Source organism: Pseudomonas simiae, from assembly GCF_000934565.1.
Classification (GTDB): Bacteria; Pseudomonadota; Gammaproteobacteria; order Pseudomonadales; family Pseudomonadaceae; genus Aquipseudomonas; species Aquipseudomonas simiae.
In genome coordinates, this window is the sequence record NZ_CP010896.1 from 192,636 (window position 1) to 213,224 (window position 20,589).

General features: G+C 56.8%; 17 protein-coding genes and 1 tRNA gene. 6 read left to right on the top strand and 12 right to left on the bottom strand.

Going from position 1 to position 20,589, the window contains the following annotated elements:
• The first annotated feature begins 301 nt into the window (after positions 1 to 301).
• Both PF1751_RS00860 and PF1751_RS00865 read left to right on the top strand, forming a co-directional pair.
• On the top strand, positions 302 to 1,648 hold the full coding sequence (locus tag PF1751_RS00860; RefSeq protein WP_158497706.1) for an AAA family ATPase: 1,347 nt from the start codon (positions 302 to 304) through the stop codon (positions 1,646 to 1,648).
• Complete coding sequence (locus PF1751_RS00865) at positions 1,645 to 2,580, top strand: DUF4435 domain-containing protein (protein WP_044286446.1); 936 nt, start codon at positions 1,645 to 1,647, stop codon at positions 2,578 to 2,580. Before PF1751_RS00860 ends, PF1751_RS00865 begins: the two co-directional genes overlap by 4 nt.
• A 293-nt stretch (positions 2,581 to 2,873) precedes the next feature.
• On the opposite strand, the gene PF1751_RS00870 is transcribed toward PF1751_RS00865, so the two are convergent.
• From PF1751_RS00870 to PF1751_RS00915, 10 genes are all read right to left on the bottom strand, one after another.
• Complete coding sequence (locus PF1751_RS00870) at positions 2,874 to 3,083, bottom strand: hypothetical protein (RefSeq protein ID WP_226994536.1); 210 nt, start codon at positions 3,081 to 3,083, stop codon at positions 2,874 to 2,876.
• Between the two features lie 62 nt (positions 3,084 to 3,145).
• Positions 3,146 to 3,988, bottom strand: coding sequence for a hypothetical protein (locus PF1751_RS00875; RefSeq protein ID WP_044286448.1), 843 nt, complete (start codon positions 3,986 to 3,988; stop codon positions 3,146 to 3,148).
• A 98-nt stretch (positions 3,989 to 4,086) separates the two neighbouring features.
• Positions 4,087 to 6,966, bottom strand: coding sequence for a DUF927 domain-containing protein (locus PF1751_RS00880; RefSeq protein WP_044286450.1), 2,880 nt, complete (start codon positions 6,964 to 6,966; stop codon positions 4,087 to 4,089).
• Entirely contained in the window at positions 6,963 to 7,235 is a 273-nt protein-coding gene (locus PF1751_RS00885; protein WP_044286451.1) for a DUF3077 domain-containing protein, read from the bottom strand. The genes PF1751_RS00880 and PF1751_RS00885 overlap by 4 nt, the downstream gene beginning before the upstream one ends.
• On the bottom strand, positions 7,232 to 7,516 hold the full coding sequence (locus PF1751_RS00890; protein WP_044286452.1) for a hypothetical protein: 285 nt from the start codon (positions 7,514 to 7,516) through the stop codon (positions 7,232 to 7,234). The genes PF1751_RS00885 and PF1751_RS00890 overlap by 4 nt, the downstream gene beginning before the upstream one ends.
• 527 nt (positions 7,517 to 8,043) lie before the next feature.
• Entirely contained in the window at positions 8,044 to 8,382 is a 339-nt protein-coding gene (locus tag PF1751_RS00900) for a hypothetical protein (RefSeq protein ID WP_044286454.1), read from the bottom strand.
• On the bottom strand, positions 8,379 to 8,633 hold the full coding sequence (locus PF1751_RS28115) for a helix-turn-helix transcriptional regulator (RefSeq protein ID WP_080923172.1): 255 nt from the start codon (positions 8,631 to 8,633) through the stop codon (positions 8,379 to 8,381). Before PF1751_RS28115 ends, PF1751_RS00900 begins: the two co-directional genes overlap by 4 nt.
• 82 nt (positions 8,634 to 8,715) lie before the next feature.
• The gene (locus tag PF1751_RS00905) at positions 8,716 to 9,660 is read right to left on the bottom strand and encodes a hypothetical protein (RefSeq protein ID WP_044286455.1); all 945 of its coding nucleotides are present in this window, start codon (positions 9,658 to 9,660) and stop codon (positions 8,716 to 8,718) included.
• A gap of 246 nt (positions 9,661 to 9,906) precedes the next feature.
• Positions 9,907 to 11,142 (bottom strand): tyrosine-type recombinase/integrase, encoded by a 1,236-nt coding sequence (locus PF1751_RS00910; protein ID WP_044286456.1) that lies wholly within the window; start codon positions 11,140 to 11,142, stop codon positions 9,907 to 9,909.
• A 167-nt stretch (positions 11,143 to 11,309) separates the two neighbouring features.
• Positions 11,310 to 11,386: transfer RNA gene (locus tag PF1751_RS00915), tRNA-Arg, on the bottom strand.
• Between the two features lie 370 nt (positions 11,387 to 11,756).
• On the opposite strand from PF1751_RS00915, the gene gabD reads away from it, so the two are divergent.
• The 3 genes from gabD to PF1751_RS00930 all read left to right on the top strand — a co-directional run bounded on the left by gabD (position 11,757) and on the right by PF1751_RS00930 (position 16,005).
• A complete protein-coding gene (gene gabD / locus PF1751_RS00920) occupies positions 11,757 to 13,199 on the top strand; it encodes an NADP-dependent succinate-semialdehyde dehydrogenase (protein ID WP_044286457.1) in 1,443 nt (480 codons plus the stop codon).
• A gap of 180 nt (positions 13,200 to 13,379) precedes the next feature.
• Positions 13,380 to 14,657 carry a 4-aminobutyrate--2-oxoglutarate transaminase gene (gene gabT, locus PF1751_RS00925; RefSeq protein WP_021491636.1) on the top strand — a complete coding sequence of 426 codons (1,278 nt, stop codon included), beginning with the start codon at positions 13,380 to 13,382 and terminating at the stop codon, positions 14,655 to 14,657.
• A 139-nt stretch (positions 14,658 to 14,796) separates the two neighbouring features.
• The gene (locus tag PF1751_RS00930; RefSeq protein ID WP_010214176.1) at positions 14,797 to 16,005 is read left to right on the top strand and encodes an HDOD domain-containing protein; all 1,209 of its coding nucleotides are present in this window, start codon (positions 14,797 to 14,799) and stop codon (positions 16,003 to 16,005) included.
• A 2-nt stretch (positions 16,006 to 16,007) separates the two neighbouring features.
• On the opposite strand, the gene PF1751_RS00935 is transcribed toward PF1751_RS00930, so the two are convergent.
• Positions 16,008 to 17,009 (bottom strand): GGDEF domain-containing protein, encoded by a 1,002-nt coding sequence (locus tag PF1751_RS00935; RefSeq protein WP_010214174.1) that lies wholly within the window; start codon positions 17,007 to 17,009, stop codon positions 16,008 to 16,010.
• A 188-nt stretch (positions 17,010 to 17,197) separates the two neighbouring features.
• On the bottom strand, positions 17,198 to 18,382 hold the full coding sequence (desA, locus tag PF1751_RS00940; protein WP_010214171.1) for a delta-9 fatty acid desaturase DesA: 1,185 nt from the start codon (positions 18,380 to 18,382) through the stop codon (positions 17,198 to 17,200).
• 166 nt (positions 18,383 to 18,548) lie between these two features.
• Here desA and dibA point away from each other — a divergent pair, with 166 nt between their 5' ends.
• Positions 18,549 to 20,462 (top strand): phosphodiesterase DibA, encoded by a 1,914-nt coding sequence (gene dibA / locus PF1751_RS00945; RefSeq protein WP_010214169.1) that lies wholly within the window; start codon positions 18,549 to 18,551, stop codon positions 20,460 to 20,462.
• Positions 20,463 to 20,589: the final 127 nt, after the last annotated feature.

Consider the following 20,589-nt stretch of genomic DNA (forward strand, 5'->3'; position numbering starts at 1 on the left):
ACCTTGAAATATCGCATGATTTTCCGACGAAAGTCAATCCCGTGGTTGTGCCTGTAGCCGCTGCCACTTACACGTCTAGCAGATAGTAAATCTGAAGGGGGAGACGGTCTATCAGAGCGAGACCCCAACAAAATTAAGCGCGCTCACTCTGCTGTCGCCTGCAGCGTGCGAAGGCGCGAACGCGTGATCCCGGTGGGGCAAGCTGGATGGATATTCCTATAGATTTTATGGAATCCATCGCAATAATTTGATAAAACTCATGGATATTTTCATTTTCTGTACCGGAAAAAAGGATGTTCCCATGAGACTTATTTTAGAATCTATACGTTTTCGAGGCTTTCAAGCATCGGGTACAGAAGCTCACGTCGTATTCTCTGGTTCACAGACATCTATTATTTATGGAACTAATGGTAGTGGTAAAACAACGTTTCTTAAACTTATACACGCGGTTTTCTCCAAGGATGAAGCTGCTTTAATAAAAGAAAAAGTAGCAAGTGTTGAAATTACCTATGTCGATAAGATGGACGAAAAGCACACCATTCGGATTGCTCCACGTTCCGACTTGCTTGGTGGGCAAGGTGTAGGGAGTTCGTTGTTGGGAGGGCAAGGTGTAGGCGGTATACAGTCCTATGACTGGCAGGCTTTTGATGAGTGCCCATTATCGAGTTCTCGATCATTATCACTTGGCGTGGATCGAGGTACAACAATCCAGGCAGCGGCAGTCGAAAGTTCGGATATCTATAGGTTTTTAATTAGTCAGGGCGAATTCAATTTTACTCGTACATCTGCGCTGGCTATTTCGGAGCAGCTTGCAGACTTCCTGACTCGGCAAGGGACGGTAAGGTCGCGTAAAATACGTAGGGTGAAGTCTAATGAACTTCAGCTTGACAGGGAGCACGCTTTTCTAAAAAGCATCAATACCTCCAATATTGAATCCCTGCTTTTAGATAGATATCGAGTCGCCCGATCTTATGCGTCTGAACAAATTCAGAATGCGTTGTTTGATACGTTAGCAATAGCCATCGACTCTGGAACTGATTCAGATAAGTCCGCGGTTATGGGTATTCCTGAAAATTTGGGTGAGTTGATTGCGGCCGGTAAAGAACGTATTATTGAGGCGCTTAATGATGGTCCTGAAAATAACTTTAAGAATAGAATTATTGGGATTCTTGAGGATATGAGTGAGACGGGAGCAATTTTTACAGCTCCCACGAACCCAATATTGGGGCAGCTAATTTGGAATATGCTTAAAGAGCTAAAGTTTGAAAAGCAACTTTTAAATTCAATCAATATTTTTGTTGAGACCTTTTCAAGCTTTTTGGGCGAGCGTAAAGAGCTTGAAATAAATAACGAAGGTATAAGTCTCGTTGTTCGTGGCGAGCGATTAGGTGTCGATGCGTTATCAAGCGGAGAGAGGCATTTATTTACTTTTCTCGCCTTGGTCGTTATTGATGCTAGAGATCGTGATTTTCTTATCATCGATGAGCCGGAAATTTCACTAAATGCTAGCTGGCAGAGGAACTTGGTAGGTCTGCTCGAGGACTTGGCTCCTGATACACAAATAATTTTAGCTTCTCACAGCCCTATTTTGGCTAAAGGTAGGCCATCTACTCTTGTTGAGTTGAAACCATCGGAGATACTCGGATGAGTGAAGCCACTCCAGAGATGACTTTTGCCGCAGATGAGCTTTTAAATCTTGCGATTATGACAAAAATGCCTGTTCTTATTGTCGAGGGCATTGATGATATTCCAATTTATGAGCGGCTGTCGCTTTCGGTAAACGTGGACTGTGACGTATACGCTGCAGCCACGCTTTCTAAAGGTAGGGAAGGTTGTCGAGGCGTTCTTGATAATATTTCTGAAATCAGAAATGCTGCTGAGGGGCTCCCGGTAGAGAAGTTCGTGCTGGGTATAATTGATCGTGATGCTCGATTTTACCGAAATGAATTGGATTTGGATCCTGCTATTTTTTCGTTAAATTATTATTCAATTGAAAGCCACTATGTTAGTGCATGCTCCGTCGAATTTTTGATTCCAAGATTTACTAGTGCCACAAAAAAACTCATTAGTCCGGAAATGGCTAAAACTATTTTTGATTCTATTTTTAGTGAGATTTCTTACCTGTATTATGTTTCGCTTGAAGCACTTAAAAAGGCTTGTGATCAAGGGTATACGGCTGAGTTTGGCTATTCTGATTCTATAAAGTCTATAATAAATAGAGGGCTGCATATAAAGGTAATGGATAAAAAAGCTGAGCTTGATGCATTTGCTAAGGGGTTGAACTTAAGTTTCTCACTGGAAACCATGCTAAAAATATGTAAGGGGAAATGGGTCGGCGAAATCTATTCTGATCATCTGTACAGCGCAATGCTTGGCCTGCCAGGGAATTGCATGCTGGAGAAAGTCCCTCAGTGCCAAGCATGTAGCGCTGGAGAACCACAGAAGTGTCTGTATCGGAAAACCTCTTTCTTCAGTTCAGATATCTTAATGCATCAAGCTTTTCATAATACTGAAGCGCAGTATCTAGGGTACATTAAGGCAAAAATAATAGATTTATCGGTTTCCTGTCGAGCAGCTTAATAGTTTTATAATTTTAATTTGGGGAGAATGGCTTAAGTTTCGCTGTCCAGAGCACTTAAAGTATAGATGAATGAGTGTTGCACCTTGGCGCGGTTCAGTTTGTTTTTTCGCATTTTCAGATTAGATTTTTCCGAACGAATGGGGCGATGTGGCACGTAGTGAATCAATGACGTTGTTCTGAAAAATCTGCTATACTTGGCATCTGCGGGTGACATGTAAAGGTTATGAGTTTAAGTTCTCGCGTTAGCATTAGAATTTATGTAGCGGAAGCTTGCAAGGCTTCCTCATTTTCATTACCCCCTCTTTCTTTTAAGCTGAAGGTCAATGAAATCAAGCTCTGCCTTGATTGCATCAATCGTGAGCGTCTCGACTTCACTGGCTTTGTTTGCTCTTGAATTGAGCTTTTTCGTATTGGCCATGGTGAGAATGATCCCGTTCAAATGAATCTTTCGGGCCTTTAGGTAATCAGGCATCTTTGCGCTGTTCTGTGGTGGTTTGTTCATGATTGGACCGATGGTAGGCCCGAAGCAACCGGCCCTCGCCGGTTGCTTCGGGGAGGTTTGGGTTAGGCTGCCAATAGGTCAATCAAACTGTGTTGGCGTGAGCGATCTGCAAGTTCTTCCCAGTTCCAGCTTCCATAGCGCTCGCCCTGTTCAGGGATATTTAGCTTCATCAATGCAACCGGGTCTCGATTAATCAGATTGCGTGCGGCCCACAGCTGACCGCCCGTCTCCAGCAGCGCTTTGGCGGCCTCGTTCCACTTTTCTTCTAACACTGTGTTCGCCAGATGAGCCGCTTTGTTCTCGATCTTGGCGTGTTCTTTTTGTGCCTCCGTTATGTGCAGGTCAATCGTCACCAGCTCCTGCTCCAGGGCGTTGATGAGCAGTTGTTGACGGCGATGATGCTCAACCGCAGCCGTGAGGTTTTTTGCGGCTTTTTGAGCTTCCGCGTTAGCGGCTTTCTCGCCCTCTACATCGCCCCAGGCGACAGCCTGTGCATAAGCGGTGGCTGCGCCCGTTTCAGCTTGTCGAGCCTTTGCCATGTCTTCCTGATCGCTTTGGCGTACCTGCTGCAACCGGGTCTCGATGCTGCTGCGCTTCTCGTTGAGTTCCATCACGTCGGCTTTCCAGGTCGCCATGGCGCTGATGTAGCCCGCAGCCAAGCTCTCACGGTTCGCTAGTGCCTCAAGGCGATCAATCTTTTGGTTCAGGGTGCGGATCTCAAGATCTCGCGAGTCGATGCGTCTTTTGTGATCGTTGATTTCATCCTGCACGGCCCGTTGACGGCCCTGTTGGATAACCTCAGGACTTTCCAGCGCCTCTTCAAAGGGTATTAAATCGCGCTGAATGCTCTCCATTTCGAGGGTCAGTGTGTCGCGGCGGGCTTTCAGTTCTTGGATGGTGTTCATCTGTATTGTCTCTGGGTACTGCGGTTGATAGGGATGGTTGTCGAATGGCTGGCAAGGCCGATAATGAGCCGGCGCTACCTCGATCAGCAGGCTCGCCGTCAGGCGGCCTTGGCCTCGCCTTCGTCCGTTCCTGGAACGGTCTTCACCACATAGCAGCGCTGGGGCCCTAACCCGGGCAGACGGATCAAGCTGTACGCTTTGCCGTCACTTCCCGGCTCGAGCACGCCCCGTTGCAGCAGCTCCTTGTTCACCGCACTGATATTCATGCCCTTGAAGATCTCGGCCCTCCAGGCTTCCGGCAGCACGTAGTAGGTGTTGGTGGTGTGCAGTGCATCGCCCATGCCGTGTTCCATCGTCTTGCGAAAGCCCAACCGATCAATCGTGCGTGGGCCATGTTCATCGATCTTGGCGGCGGCAGACTCCCAACGGGTAAAGCGGCTTTCTCCAAAGCGCTCGATCACTTGGCGCAGCCGTGCCAGGATCGCATCACCCTCAAAGTTACCGGCGCCGCCACGTTCGGCCAGCCACGCATGCAGACACACCCGTGCGGCGGTCGTAGCCGTGCCATCGGGCCAGCCGGTGACGCCGAAAGCGGTGGCCAACTCTCCGGCCGCTGCTGCGAGGCCAAAGCGAAGGGCTGCACGCTGGGCCTGACCACTGGCCGAGACGGGCAGGTTTTGGGTGGTGAACTGCTCCACCGTACGGCGAACGATCACCGACCACCTGAGCATTTCTCCAGGCGCGCATAGTGCGTGTAGGAAAGCAATGAGGGGCGTGCCGTAGTATTTGGCTACGCGGGCCTTGAGCGCATCGGAGAGGGCGGCAGCGTCCTCGAAACCATTCAGCACATCAAACATGCCGAGGCCCTTGCTGGCATCCGCTGGGACGGCGAGCATGCGCACCTCCATACCCGCTTTCAGCTCCTTGTTGGCGTCTGCCATGTGCTGCGCCAACGTCTTCTCGCCGGTCGAGAGAAACAGCAAGCGCCACTCCTGCACCTGTCGGCCCGCTTGTCCTCGGTCGTTCGCACGGGCCTTGCCGGTGCCATTGCCGAGCATGTACACCGTCTCGCCGATAATGCGTGGATCGCACATGCCTATTTCATCCAGCACCAGGAGACCGTCTGAGTGGGCTGCGGCGATGGACTCCAGGGCGTTATCAGTCGATCGCCATGAGCGCACCAGACGTGGCCCGCCATAGACCGAGGCGGCAACTTGCAAGTGTGTGGTCTTGCCGCCAGAGCTGTCGCCGTAGAGGTGGAAGCCGCCCGACTCATGCCCCAGCAGGTTCAGCAGAGGCCCTGCAAACGCCACAGAGACGACAAACGCCAAGCGGTGGTTACCGATGCATAGCGCGCCGATTTGCTGCTGCCATTGCTCTAGAGAGCCCGCCTCGCTGATCGGTGGCAACTGCGCACCGGCTTCATAAAAATGCAGGTGTTCGGCGTGCGAGCCGATTTGCTGTTCGGGCAAAAGGAAAGCGTTGTCGTGCCAGCCCAAGCGCGTCACCAAACGTGCGCGCTGGGCGCTATCGAAGCCGCCAAGGTAACTCTGCAGGTCATTGCGTGCGTTGCGCCCTGATCGGCTTCCGGCAAGGCGCAGGCCCATGTCCACCAGCGGGCCGAGTACGTCTTTTCCGAAGTCGCCGGTCATGGTCCTGGCCGGAATGTTCCAGCGTTTTTTGGCGCCGTCTGGGTCGTCGAATTCAACCAGCAAGCCCCAGTTGTGGCCCTTGTCGTCGCGAGTGCGGGCGATGATTTCGAGAGGCGAACAGACAGGGCGCGCCTCGCCATCATCACCGGAATAAAACACCCCATCAGGGGTCAGGCGAAAGCCGCCCGGCAACAGATCATTTTTCGATTTCGTAGGACGTTTTGCAGGTGCCTTAACCTTCGGTTCTTGGGGCTCAGTGACAGTGCCGAAAAACTCGCCGTTACGCACCAGCTCGGTCACGTGGCCAGCGGTCCAGCCTTTGGCTAACGCGTCCGCTGCATCATCGCCATCCGCCCATTTGCCACCCTTGATCAATGTCGGCTTGCCACCTTTGCTGCTGGGCTTGAGCTTGAACACGTCGAGCGCAATTCGTTGGACTGACGCGGCGCCCAGCTCAATCAGCTTGAGCTCAATGGCGTCCATGCACGCCGTTCCGCTGGCATCGTTATCCGGCCACAGGACGACAGCGCGCTCTTTGAGTGGCGTCAGGTCAGCCTTGTGCCAAGAGTTGGAGCCGTTCGGCCAGCAGGTGGCTACGTGGTCGGGCAGGAGTTCGGCGGCGGCGTCAGCAGCTTTCTCGCCTTCACACAGCACCACAGGCGCATCTGCACGCTGTACCAGCTTATCCAGACGCAGCAAGGGCCGAGGCTCAGGCAAACCTTGCCAGCGCCATTGTGTGGTTTGCCCATCGGAGCGCTTGCACCAGGTCAGCGGTGCAAAGACCTTCCTCGGTTTGCCGTCCTCATCGGGGTCCAGGTCGAAGCGATACAGCACCATGACTGGCTGGCCCTGAGCATCGCGATAGATCCACACCTTGGACGGCACACCGTGTTGCCGGTGCTTAGCAGGGCACGTGTTCATGGCCTCGACCGGGATCGGCTGAATTGCGATCCACTCCGGCGTTGCGTTCTTGGTCGGTGCGCTTTTGGTTGTCGCTGAACCCGCGGAAACGCTGAGCAGATCCGCCAGCTTTTTGCAGGCCTCAACGTCGGTGCCGCCATCGATATAACGCACTAGGTCGATCAGGTCGCCGCCCTTATCGCCGGTGGCAAAATCCGCCCAGGTGCCTTTGCTCAAATTGACCTTGAGTGAGCCTGTGCGCTTGTCGGTACGCGTGGGATCCGGTGCTGTGTATTCCTTGCCGCCGTCGACGCGTTTGCCGTTCGCCAGCCAGTGAGCAAGTACACGGTCGATGTTCTTGAGAGCGGCGCTTTTTACGTCGGCAAAGCTGGGCCGTTTTGAGGTGTTGCCGGTGCGTTGAGTCATGGGGCGGTCCTCGACTCAAGCAACGCCTCGTTCACGTCATCGATCAGCGCTTTGGCCATCTCGCCGAGGTAGAACGCAGGCCAACTAAAACGCTCGCCCGCATCGCTGATAGCGGCGTCGAGGATCAGTTGATTGGCGTGGTGCAGAATTTGGGAGACGGCTTCAAGTGCGTCTTCCAGCGGGATACCGGCATTCACCCGAAACAGGTATTGGCCGTTACCGTTGGCAGGGGAGAACTCGGAGCGTCCACGCGTGCTGGAGTGGGTCACAGCGCACCGCCTTTCTGGCCCATCGGCACAGAGGAGGCGTCACCGTACATAGCGAGTGTTTTGATCAAGCCCAAGGTGCCGCGCACGTCCCAAATTACGGATGACAGCACGCGGTTCGAGAGCTGGGGTTTATCGCTGTCTAAGTGATCTTCCAGCAGCATGAGAACTGAATTGGCACGGTCGAGGGCACAGGTGATGGCGTCGATAGGCAGGCCAGCTTCGGCGTCCTGGCTGACGCAGAGTAAGTCCTCGGGTAGTGCAAAGCCTGGGAGCATGCTCATTGGGCACCCCCTGCGGCTTCCAGGGCGCGGGCCTTGGATATATGGGCGTTGTAACGGGAGAGGCGTGTAGCAAGGCTGGAGTTGGCGTGTAAAGCGGCGAGAGCCATTGCTCGATGAGCAGCGGCGCGAATTTTGGACGGATTGAGGGCGTGCATGTGGTGAGCTCCTACTTTCAGACTGGAGCCGCCACCGTCCTTCCTACGGGATTGGGTGGCAGCTGTGCACGGGGTAGGAATACCGGGATAGTAGGCACCCGGCCAGGCCGAAGCCTGCCCGCACACAGCCGCCATAACACGTAACTGCGGACGAAAAAAAACGCCGGCAGTTGTGATCTGGGCGCTGATGCGCCTACTAGTTCTCGGGTTCCTACGCCCGGTCGCTGAATTTGCAGCGACGACCGAAGAGTAACGTCCGTTTTTTGAAAGTGCAACTGTGCTGATAGCTTGCGGATTTTTTCGATGCGGCATAAATTGATCAGGCATGTAGATTTACCTCAACGCCTCCGGTTGCCTCCGGGGGCGTTTTCGTTAGTGCTGGGAGGCGATACGACTCAAGTTCATCCAGAACAGGTGATTGCCATGCCGGGAGTTTGCAAGCATCAGCTCCAGCCCAGTCACATTGGCCCTGACACTCGGAATGAGCTGCTCGGTATCCTCAACCAAGCCCCCTTCTGGGGGCTCTATTGAGAGCATCACCCACTCGCGAGATGGCCAGACGAGAAGCATTACGTGAGCCCCTTTTGAAATGGCGTCGTCGCGCAATGTGCGGAGGCGGTCTTGGCCTTTGGCAGTAACGTTGGGTAGGAGCCCGATGCCGAGTAAGTCGCCGGTATCTAAAGTCGTTTGTGGCAGGAAAATAGGAGTCATGCAGCCACCCTGTCGCGGGCAGCGATGCGTGCGCGTGTCCATGCTTGAACTTCCCCCAATACCCATGCAACTGGAGCACTTCGGGCATTGCTGTTACTCAGCTTTACCGGCAACGGGAATCCGCTTTCAGGTTGACGCATCAGCTTGTAGATAGTCGGTCGTGCAAGCCCTACGATTGAAATGACATCCGAAATTCGGATGAGGGTCGTGGCGGGATCGTGCGAGGGAATGGCTTTTAATACGGTAGTCATAGCGAGCTAACCCTTTGTTAATTGAGACAACGGGTCATACGCTACGCAGGGGAGGGAGAGTGGACTGTGTCCGCTCCCTTTTTTATTTCAGAGGTCTAAGGCCCAGGGCGGTCAAATGCTCTCGAATGGTTTTTTTTGTGCCGAGGCCTTCCCGTTTGGAAAGAATAGTGGTCAGTTCTGCGTCGGACAGACTTCGCATTTCAATTTTCCGACCGTTAATGGTTTGCTCAGCGGCTGCCTTGATTCTTGCTCGTCTAACCATTGTGTCGGTCTGTATTTTTGAGCTGGGATCTCGGTTCCCCTTACCAGCTTCCTGGCCTCGTCTTGTCGCCTTTGTCGACAAGGCCTCGTCGAGAATTCGATGCATCAGGCTTGATGTGTTGAAGCCTTTTTTAAACACATCCATCTGCTCCACTTGGCGATAAAGACTCGCCATCAGCAGCGCCTGATTCGCCTCGCCTAGCAACGTCGCGAAGTCTTCTCGTGCTCGGATTTCGTTTCCGCTACTGCGGTCCCGCTCTTTTTCAATCAGGGCAAGGTACTGGCGTGGTGAGTCATGTCTCAGATGCTCTATCAGGTCTGCATCAATACCGTAGGTGGTGAGCTCAAGGTCGAACAGCCAATTTGCGAGCGTCTCCACAGCTTGGGTTCCAAGTACCAGGGCGAAGGTCGCCACGAGCTGTGAGTCTGCTGCGGAATGACTGGCCCGAAGGAGCCCTCGAATCACGCTAGGCAATGAGCCTGCTTCCGCAGAATCGGTATGGTCGTAAATGGCATCACGTAGGTAATAAAGGGTTCGTGTGATCGACTCTGCACATGGGGAGTAGGAGCCATCCTCAAGCCAAAAAGAAGTGGCCGTGCTGATTAGGTCAAATGCGTTCTGGAAGTGCATTTCGAACTGCGGAAACAGCACAAGACTACCAACGGCTGTCTCTACGTCGTCCTGATCCCACACCAGGCACGTTACGTCGAAGCCTGCGATTTCGAGTTCAAGCTTTTCTGCCTCGATACCCCGCTCAAAGTCCATTTAGGTCTCCCCGCCGCCCCGATGCCGGTGTGCTGTTACAGTGATCTGCGGCTGGAAACGCCAACGCCAGCAGGGTGGCGGGCGTGGCCTTCCTGTAACACGACTGCCCGATGTAACACGTGGTGCTCAGAAGTTTTTGAGTGCGTGTAACGCTAAATATATTAAATAAAAACAATGTCTTACAGGTTTGTGTAACGCGCGTAACACCCGTAACACCATTTTTGAGGGGGTATAGGGTTAACGACTTCACACAGCCTTCCCAAATTGACCTTGCACTACATTTCCGGCCACTAGGGCATCAAGGTAATCGGCGTACCACTGCATCATCACTCTGCGCTGAGGCAGGTACACCGCTTTGTTGTACACCCCTGCAATTCCCTCTTTTGCATGAGAGAGCTGGGCCTCAATGTGATTCTCATCGAAACCCTGCTCATTGAGTATGGTGCTCGCGATGTGACGAAAGCCGTGGCCTGTTTGCCGACCGGCATATCCCAGTCTGCGGAGCGCCATTAGAAAGACGGTGTTGCTGCGGGGGATTGTCCTGTCTTTCCTGCCTGGGAATAGGAGAGGGTACGCACCTGTCAGTGTTCGTAACTCAGTGAGCGCTTCGATTGCCTGTCGAGAGAGAGGCACCACATGTTCGCGACGACGTTTCATTCGCTCGGCTGGGATCGTCCATAGCTTTTTGGAGAGGTCGATTTCGGCCCAGCGTGCTTCTCGGATCTCGCTCGGGCGCGATGCTAATAAGGAAAGCAAGCGAAGCCCTATACGAACGTCCTTTGCGTGAGGGTAGGAGTTGATCGCTCGAAGTAGCGCAGGCAGTTCTTCAATCGAAACGTGTGCATAGTTTTCAGCGCTACGTGATTGCAGGAACTTGCTGAGTCCTTCAAGGGGGTTGTGGACGGCTCGTCCTGTCACTCGGGCCAGGTCATAGATCTCTTTGCAAAAGGCCCGAACTCGGCCCATTTGTTCAATGATCCCCTTCTGCTCCATGCCGCGTAGAAACTCCATCCATTCCAGCGGCAATATTTCTGTGTACACGCGTTTGCCGAATACGGGGAACACGTGAAGCTCAAGTGCGCCAAGTACTCGTCGAGACGTACCTGATTCCCAGCTTGTGCGTCTGGCCTCAAACCACTCGCGCCCTAACGCTTCAAAGGTGTTGTTGGCAGCAACCTGGTCTGCAACCTTCCGAGCCTGCTTGCTCACCAATGGATTTTTGCCGGTCGATGCGTCTTCACGTAGTTGAGCTGCTTTCTGTCTCGCCAATGAGCCACTGATTTCCGGGTAGCCGCCGAGACCCAGCCAAGACCATTTTCCGTCTGGCTTTTTGTAGCGCAGCTCCCATGATTTCTGCCCGTTAGGTTTCACCCGGAAGTACAGGCCATTCCCGTCCTGCTCCCGATACGTTGTGTGCTCAGGCTCCAGGCCTGCAAGCGTGGTGTCTGCTAAGGGGCGGCGTTTGATTTCAGTGCGCTTCACTTCCTGTATGCCTCTAGTTATAGGAATCTCAAAGCATACACGTGGGCATACACGGCGGGAAGTTATAGGGGTAGACAGGGATGGATAGCCAGAAACAAGAAAGCCCGCACGGGGCGGGCTTCTTGGAGTATTTCGTAGACTGTCTGAGACAGCCCGAGACTGCTATATGGTGCACCCGGCGGGATTCGAACCCACGACCCCTGCCTTCGGAGGGCAGTACTCTATCCAGCTGAGCTACGGATGCTTGTGCGGGCGACATCATACCCATGTCGACCTTGGGCGTCCATGCTGGTCTTTGGGCGTTCATGTGTAGGCATTTGCCGTACAGAGGCCCTAAGCCGGGCGCTACCGATCAGGGCGGGGGAACCCGGCTCGGCGACGCTGATCAGATAAATCTGCTAAATGCGCCGTTTCGTTCTTTTTTTCGAACAGACTATTGCCCTGTACCCCCATTGATCCTAGGATTCGTTTGAGATTTCAAACGCTCTGTCTCCCGTGCGCTCCTTCACTTTTCTTGCGCGCTGGGGCTGATTTCCCTGACGGCAGCCCACAAGGCGCCTTTCAACAACTCTAATTCGCTCCGCGTGCGCGCGGTGCTGTTAAGGAAAGCCGACATGCAGCTTAAAGATGCCCAGTTGTTCCGCCAGCAAGCCTTTATCGATGGCGCTTGGGTCGATGCGGACAACGGTCAGACCCTCAAGGTCAATAACCCTGCCACGGGCGAGATTCTCGGTACTGTGCCAAAGATGGGCGCCGCTGAAACCCGCCGCGCTATCGAAGCCGCTGACAAGGCGCTACCGGCCTGGCGTGCACTGACCGCCAAGGAGCGCGCGAACAAGCTGCGCCGCTGGTTCGAACTGCTGATCGAGAACCAGGACGACCTCGGCCGCCTGATGACCCTGGAACAAGGCAAGCCGCTGGCCGAAGCCAAGGGCGAGATCGTTTACGCCGCTTCCTTTATCGAATGGTTCGCCGAGGAAGCCAAGCGCATCTATGGCGACGTGATTCCCGGCCACCAGCCTGACAAGCGCCTGATCGTGATCAAGCAGCCGATCGGCGTGACCGCCGCCATCACCCCGTGGAACTTCCCGGCGGCGATGATCACCCGTAAAGCCGGCCCGGCCCTGGCCGCCGGTTGCACCATGGTGATCAAGCCTGCTTCGCAAACGCCGTTCTCGGCACTGGCCCTGGTTGAATTGGCGCACCGTGCCGGTATCCCGAAAGGCGTGCTGAGTGTGGTCACTGGCAGTGCCGGCGACATCGGCGGCGAGCTGACCAGCAACCCGATCGTGCGCAAATTGTCCTTCACCGGATCGACCGAAATCGGTCGCCAGCTGATGGCCGAATGCGCCAAGGACATCAAGAAAGTCTCCCTGGAACTGGGCGGCAACGCGCCGTTCATCGTGTTCGACGACGCGGACCTGGATAAGGCCGTCGAAGGCGCGATCATCTCCAAGTACCGCAACAACGGCCAGACGTGCGTCTGTGCCAACCGCCTGTACATCCAGGATTCGGTGTACGACACCTTTGCCGAAAAACTCAAAGTGGCCGTGGCCAAGTTGAAGATCGGCAACGGTCTGGAAGAAGGCACCACCACCGGCCCGCTGATCGACGAAAAAGCCGTGGCCAAGGTGCAGGAACACATCGCCGACGCCCTGAAAAAAGGCGCCACGTTGCTGGCCGGTGGCAAGGTGATGGAAGGCAACTTCTTTGAGCCGACCATCCTCACCAACGTGCCGAAAGACGCTGCCGTCGCCAAGGAAGAAACCTTTGGTCCGCTGGCACCGCTGTTCCGCTTCAAGGACGAAGCCGAAGTGATCGCGATGTCCAACGACACCGAGTTCGGCCTGGCCTCTTATTTCTATGCCCGCGACCTGGGCCGTGTGTTCCGTGTGGCTGAAGCCCTGGAATACGGCATGGTCGGCGTCAACACCGGGTTGATCTCCAACGAAGTGGCGCCGTTCGGCGGTATCAAGGCTTCGGGCCTGGGCCGTGAAGGCTCCAAATACGGGATCGAGGATTACCTGGAAATCAAATACCTCTGCCTGGGCATCTGACCAGCACGAGTTTGCCGCAAACGCAGAGGGCACGAGAGCGCTGTCCCTTTGCGTGTTTCACCGCGTAATTCGTAGTGGCCGGGAAAGCTGTGGCAGTCGATCATCGCATGCTGCCGTAGTTGCCTCCCCGCCACGTATTCCTTGGACCACGCCACCCGATGAGTGGCGAATGAGGACTTTATGAGCAAGACCAACGCATCCCTGATGAAGCGCCGCGAAGCCGCTGTACCACGCGGTGTTGGCCAGATTCACCCGATCTTCGCCGAATCCGCGAAGAACGCCACCGTGACCGACGTTGAAGGTCGCGAGTTCATCGACTTCGCCGGCGGTATCGCCGTGCTGAACACCGGCCACGTGCACCCGAAAATCATCGCGGCCGTGACCGAGCAACTGAACAAGCTGACTCACACCTGCTTCCAGGTCCTGGCCTACGAGCCTTACGTGGAGCTGTGCGAGAAAATCAACGCCAAGGTCCCAGGTGATTTCGCCAAGAAAACCCTGCTGGTCACCACCGGTTCCGAAGCTGTCGAAAACGCCGTGAAAATCGCCCGTGCTGCCACCGGCCGTGCTGGCGTGATCGCCTTCACCGGGGCCTACCACGGCCGCACCATGATGACCCTGGGCCTCACCGGTAAAGTCGTGCCTTACTCGGCAGGCATGGGCCTGATGCCAGGTGGCGTGTTCCGCGCGCTGTTCCCGAACGAACTGCACGGTGTAAGCGACGACGACGCCATCGCCAGCATCGAACGCATCTTCAAGAACGATGCCGAGCCGCGTGACATCGCCGCCATCATTATCGAACCGGTGCAGGGTGAAGGCGGTTTCTACGTCGCGCCCAAATCCTTCATGAAGCGCCTGCGCGAACTGTGCGACAAGCACGGCATCCTGCTGATCGCCGACGAAGTGCAAACCGGTGCCGGCCGTACCGGCACCTTCTTCGCCATGGAGCAGATGGGCGTTGCTGCCGACCTGACCACCTTCGCCAAATCCATCGCTGGCGGTTTCCCGCTGGCCGGTGTGTGCGGCAAGGCCGAGTACATGGACGCTATCGCGCCAGGCGGCCTGGGCGGCACCTACGCGGGTAGCCCGATCGCCTGCGCTGCGGCCCTGGCCGTGATGGAAGTGTTCGAAGAAGAGCACCTGCTGGACCGCTGCAAGGCTGTCGGCGAGCGTCTGGTGACCGGTCTGAAAGCGATCCAGGCCAAGTACCCGGTGATCGGCGAAGTGCGGGCTCTGGGCGCAATGATCGCGGTTGAGCTGTTTGACGACGGCGACACCCATAAGCCAAACGCCGCTGCCGTTGCCTCCGTGGTGGCCAAGGCGCGTGAAAAGGGCCTGATCCTGTTGAGCTGCGGCACCTACGGCAACGTGTTGCGCGTACTGGTCCCGCTGACCTCGCCGGACGAGCAGTTGGACAAAGGCTTGGCGATCATCGAAGAGTGCTTCTCCGAGCTGTAAGCGGAAATTGACCTGATCGACAGAAAAAACCCGCTTCGGCGGGTTTTTTTATGCCCATTGCCGCACATTCAGGCCGTGTTCATTGTACCTGGGCGTCTGCATTGTCTAAGGTTGCAGCATTGCCGATGGAGCGTGCTGGATGACTGCTGTTGATTTACCCGCTGTACCCCGCGTGTTGATTGCCGAGGCGGACCCCTGGTCGCGGGACCTGCTCAAGCAGGTGTTGTTGAATGTGCGCTGCGATGCGCGGCTGGATGTGTGTGCCGATGGGCAGCACGCGGTGACGTTGCTGCGAGAAAAAAACTACGATCTGATCCTGGCCGATTGGGAGCTTCCGGGCGTCGATGGTCTGAGCCTGCTGCGCAACGTGCGCCAGCAGCGCCGCTCGCCGGCGTTGCCGTTCATTCTGCTGAGCAGCCGCAATGACAGCGCCAGCGTGCGCGAAGCCTTGCCCCTGGCGCCCACGGCGTACCTGACCAAACCGCTGAACATGGAAGGCCTGACCCAGCGCCTGCAAGACCTGCTGCTCAACGAAGGCGAAACGGTGTACTGCGAGGTTCCGCCGCTGGCGCCCGGCATGACCTTGCCTGTGTTCCTGGAGCGCCGCCGCGAAGCGTCCGATGGCGCACCCTTGCGAGTCGATGTGAAGGCCGCCGTGCAACACAGCCTCGGCCCCGATGGCCTGGATCTCAAGCGCCTGGAAGACCAGGTGCGCATGGACCCGCAAATCACCGCCGTGCTGATCGCCGCCGCCAACAGCGCCGGCCATCACGGCACACCCGTGCAAACCTTGCCCGCTGCCCTGCATAAGCTGGTGCCGGGGCAAAGTATGAACCTGATCCTCGGCCTGGCGCTCAAACACAACGTGGTGCTGGGGGACCCGGCTTTGGTGGCCTATGCCGAGCGCCACTGGCAATTGTCCCTGGACACCGCCGACTACGCTCGGCGGCTGGCGCGCATGCTGGAGCTGGACCACGAACGCTGTTACAGCGCCGGCATCCTCCATCGGCTCGGCGACCTGGCGCTATTGCGCTGCCTGGAAAACTGGCGCCAGGGCGGTGGTGCGCTGGATGACGAAGCGATTGGCGAGTCTCTCTACACCTTTGGCGCGGCCTATGGTTCAGCGCTGCGCACACGTTGGCGTTTGCCACTGGAACTGCGCCAGTTGATCGCGGCGATTTATGCGTTGGAGGGCGGCGTGTATGCCCGGGAAGCGCTGGTAGTGAACCTGGCGGCGCAGATGGCGCGTTTGACTGAGCATGAAGGCTTGGAAGAGCTGGCCAGAAGCAAGACTGCGCGATTGCTCAGGGTCGGGTTGGCGGAATTGACGCGGATCCGCAAGGCTTAGCGTCAGCCGGCCACCACGCGGTTCTTGCCCAAGCGTTTGGCCTCGTACATGGCGGCATCGGCGCGGGCGAACAGGCTGTCCAGGGTCGAATCTGCCTCGGTGAGGCTGGCCAGGCCCTGACTGATGGTCACGCTGAACGCCTGGCCCTCATAGCTGAAGCTCAGTTCCTGAATCTCCCGGCCCAACCGCTCAGCCACTTGCAAGGCCATCTCCGGGGCGCAGCCGGGCAGGACGGCGGCGAACTCTTCGCCGCCAATGCGTCCGAACAGATCACCACGGCGCAATACCCCGCGACCGCTCTCGGCGATACGCCGCAACACTTGATCACCCTCCAGGTGGCCGTAGCTGTCGTTGACGTCTTTGAAGTCATCGATGTCCAGCAGCAGGAAGGCCAGCGGTTCTCCTTTGGCACAGGCCGTGTCGAAGGCCAGGTTGGCGCACTCGAAGAAGTGCCGGCGGTTACTGCTCTGGGTCAGCACATCGGTGGTGGCCAGGCGATGCAGCTCCAGCTCCATCTGTTTCTTTTCGGTGATGTCTTCGGCCATGCCCACCACGATCAACGGTTCTCCGGGCTCGACCCGCTGGTTGATGTAGCATTTGTCGCTCAACCAGCGGATCTGCCCGTCAGCGGTGATGATGCGGTACTCACGGTCCTCCACGGCGCCCCGTTCCAGCACGCGGGCCAGGCTGTGTTCGGCATAGTCGAGGTCTTCGGGGTGAATGCTGTTGCGCCATTCCCGATGATCGGCCAGCAGCAGGCCGGCAGAGCGTCCGAACACGCGCTCGTAGGCCGGGCTTACGTAGAGCACCCGGCGCGTTTCCCAATCCATGGCCCAGAGCACGGCGTTGACACTCACCAACATCGAACTCAGCAGTTGTTCCCGCTCGCTCAACCGCTCGACTTCACCCTGGGCATGCACCAGCGCCAACAGGGTCGCAGCCGCAGCCGGACGCGGATGTTCAGCGGTGGGAGGATCGGGCAAATAAGGATTTTCGTGAACCATCGGCACAACTCTCTCTGGGCGCGCCGCAGGCTGGAGCAGCGGTCGCTACAAGGGGCCACCATGATGGCGAAGTGTTCATTGAGAGAGGGTAATTGCGGTGAAGTTCCGTCAATAGTGCCGATTGCCGGTGCCCGGTAAATGACGCCAAAAAGCTGGTAGGTGGGAGAGCAAGCCCTCCCACCGCACCATCAGACTGCCGCAGGACGCAGCGAATAAGTCTTCAATTGGTGAGCGAAATCCCGCAGGGACTGGATGCCGCTGGCCTCGGCTTCATGCACCCATTCCTTGATGGCCGCCAGCATATCGTGGCCATTGGAACTGGTCTTGAGCCAGATCTGCTGCAGCGCCAGGCGCTTTTCGTAGATCACTTTCAGCGCGTGGCTGTGTTCCAGCATGTTCTGGATGCGCAGGTGATGGCGGTCATCGAGCAAGCTGGTTTCCCGCGACAGCAAGCGCTTGGCACGATGGAACTGGTGACGCACCGAGTGATCGACCTTTTCCAGCTCCTGCTTGACCAACGGGCCAATCACCAGCTTGCGGTACTGGGCCATGATCTGGAAGCGGTTGTTGAGGATCGCCATGGCGGTGTCCATGTCCAGGTGGCCCTTGCCTTCCACGCGGTGGGCGATGGGCGCGACACGCTGCACCTTGGCCAGGCGCAGGAAGCTGAACACCTTGATCCAGGCCCAGCCCAGGTCGAACTCCCACTTCTTCACCGACAGCTTGGCCGAGTTGGGGTAGGTGTGGTGGTTGTTATGCAGCTCTTCGCCGCCAACGATGATGCCCCACGGCACCAGGTTGGTCGCCGCGTCACGGCATTCGAAGTTGCGATAGCCCACGGCATGCCCCAGGCCATTGATCACGCCAGCGGCCCAGAACGGAATCCACATCATCTGGATGGCCCAGATGGTAATGCCGATGGTACCGAACAGCAGCAGGTCGATCACACCCATGATCGCCACGCCCAGCAGCGGATAGGGGGTGTAGATTTTGCGTTCGATCCAGTCATCCGGGCAGTTCTTGCCGTAGATGCGCAGGGTCTCGGGGTTTTCGGCCTCGGCGCGGTACAGCTCGGCGCCTTTGCGCATCACGGTGGACAAGCCTTTGATGACGGGGCTGTGCGGGTCGTCGACCGTTTCGCACTTGGCGTGGTGCTTGCGGTGGATGGCGGTCCACTCGCGGGTGTTCTGCGCCGTGGTCAGCCACAGCCAGAAGCGGAAGAAGTGTTTAAGACCGGCATTGAGCTCCAGGGAGCGATGGGCGGAATAGCGATGCAGATAGACTGTGACCGCAACGATGGTCACGTGGGTCATCAACAGAGTGACCGCCACCAGTTGCCAGGCTGACAGGTCAAGAAAACCGTTGTACCACATAGGCTGTATGGCCCTCAGATAAAGAAAAGAACAGCTCACGCATTATCACTCAGCCTACAGAGAAAACCAGCCGCGCTTTCAGATAGGAGTGACTGGATGTTTCTTATTCTATAATCCGCAGTCTTTGTAGGGCGACTCTGTCTTTTTGGTAAGGATTACTGACCATATGCCGTTTTCATACCGGGGTGCCCTACGTGCGGGGCTGGTATACCTGTTGATTTCCGTTCTGTGGATTGGCGTCACTCAGCGCGTATTGATCGAGTTTCTCGATAACCAGAGTGAGTTGAACCACTGGCTGCAGGTGCGCGGCTACGTGTGGGTGACGCTGAGCGCCTTGGCGATCTACCTGATCTGCGCCCGGTTTGCCCGGGCCAACCAGCTGCAACAGCCTTTGAAAGAAAACCGCGAACGCTTGCGCCAGGCTGCCGCTGTGTTCGATTGCACCCGTGAAGGGGTGTTGGTCACTGACACAAAGGGGCTGATCGTGCACGTCAACCGGGCCTTCATGGAAATCACCGGCTACAGCCGCGAAGACGTCATGGGCCGACAGCCCAGCCTGTTCAAGTCCGGTCGCCATTCGTCGAATTTCTATCAGCAGATGTTCCAGAGCCTGGAGCGCACCGGCGAATGGAGCGGTGAGATCTGGAACCGACGCAAAAGCGGTGAGATTTATCCCCAGTGGCAGACCATTCGCGTGATTCACGATGATCAGGGTCAGGTCAGCCATTACGTTGCAGTGTTTTCCGATATCAGCGCCATCAAGGACTCCGAGCACGAACTGGCTCACCTGGCCCATCATGACCCGCTGACCGACCTGCCCAACCGCCTGTTGTTCACCGACCGCGCCGAACAGGCGCTGGCCTCGGCGCAAACCCACAAGCGTGGCTGCGCCTTGTTGTTGCTGGACCTGGACCACTTCAAGATCATCAACGACAGCCTCGGCCATAACGTCGGCGATCAGTTGCTCAAGCTCGTCGGCGAACGGCTCAAGGCGCTGTTCGGCCCTGGCGTGACCTTGGCGCGCCTGGGGGGGGATGAGTTCGCGGTGCTGGCGGAAAGTTGTCCACAGGTGGCTCAGGCCGCGGGCCTGGCGCAGCGCATGCTGGACGCGATGAAGCAGCCCTTCATCTTTGACGGCCACCAGCTGTTTATCAGCGCCAGTATTGGTATCAGCCTGTTCCCCAGCGACGCCCTGAGCGCGGAGCAATTGCTGCGTAATGCCGACTCAGCGCTGTTCAAGGCCAAGAGCGCTGGCCGTGAAGGCTACGCCCTGTACACCGAAGAGCTGACCGCCCATGCGCAGAACCGCGTGGAAATCGCCAGTGAGCTGCGCCGTGCCCTTGAGCAGCAAGAGCTGTGCGTCTACTACCAACCGGTGCATGACCTCAACGACAGCCGCCTGATCGGCGTCGAAGCGCTGGTGCGCTGGCAACACCCGGAGCGTGGCCTGGTGCCGCCTGGGGAATTTATCCCGATTGCCGAACGCACCGGGTTGATTGCCGATATCGACGCCTGGGTGATGAACCAGGCCTGCCGACAGATGTGTGATTGGCTGGCGCAGGGTACGCCGCTGAGTTTTATCGCCATCAACGTCTCCAGCCGCCTGTTTGCCCGGCGCGAGTTGTACGAGCAGGTGGCCCAGGTGCTGCACGACACCGGCCTGGATCCGGCTTTCCTGGAGTTGGAAGTCACCGAAAGCGCCGTGATGGAGGACCCGGAGGTGGCGCTGGAGCAACTGCACCGCCTGCGCGAGCTGGGCCTGCGCCTGGCCATCGATGATTTTGGTACCGGTTACTCGTCGCTGTTGCGCCTCAAGCGCCTGCCGGTGCAGAAGCTCAAGATCGACCAAGGCTTCGTCGCCGGGTTGCCGTGGGATGAAGACGACGCGGCGATCGTGCGCGTGGTGATCGCCCTGGCAAAAAGCATGGGCATGCAGGTGCACGCCGAAGGGATCGAGCAACGGGAGCAGGCGCGTTTCCTGCTCGACCAGCAGTGCGACCTGGGGCAGGGGTATTGGTTTGGTCGACCAGTGCCAGCGGGCGAGATCGATTGGTCGAAAGCACCCGCCATTCGAGAGTGAAAGGCGGCCAAAATGGATCCTCTCAAGGCTTTATTTTCGGTGCTCGGGCACCGAACCCGCGCGCAACCCCACGTCACACCAGAAAATTCTTTCTGGTTATATAAACATTCTTAAATAGTATTTTTAA